The following is a 221-nucleotide window of genomic DNA, read 5'->3' as shown; positions in this document are numbered from 1 at the left end:
GACATTTTCAGCAACTTTTCGTGCTTCTTCATATTGAGTCTCAACATGAATCGCCTTGCCTATTAACTCCAGAGTTTCATCCGTATTTGTAACTAAAGGAATATCAATATAACGGCCTTGTACTTTCGCCCACTCTTGTTGAACGTTACTTCCTAACTTAGCTGCATATTGCTCAAAAGATTGATGCAAAATCCCGATAATAACAAGATTTCCTTTACATC

Annotated in this window: 1 protein-coding gene; it reads right to left on the bottom strand. The window is 37.1% G+C overall.

All coding sequences use genetic code 11. The features are described 5' to 3' along the window. A partial coding sequence (locus tag RFW85_RS04425) for a hypothetical protein (RefSeq protein ID WP_309171174.1) occupies positions 1–221 on the bottom strand: 221 nt, incomplete at both ends.

Origin of the sequence: Acinetobacter sp. 12966 (genome assembly GCF_031196995.1) — a bacterium.
In the GTDB taxonomy this organism is placed as follows: domain Bacteria; phylum Pseudomonadota; class Gammaproteobacteria; order Pseudomonadales; family Moraxellaceae; genus Acinetobacter; species Acinetobacter geminorum.
This window is presented reverse-complemented; position numbering and strand designations above follow the sequence as displayed.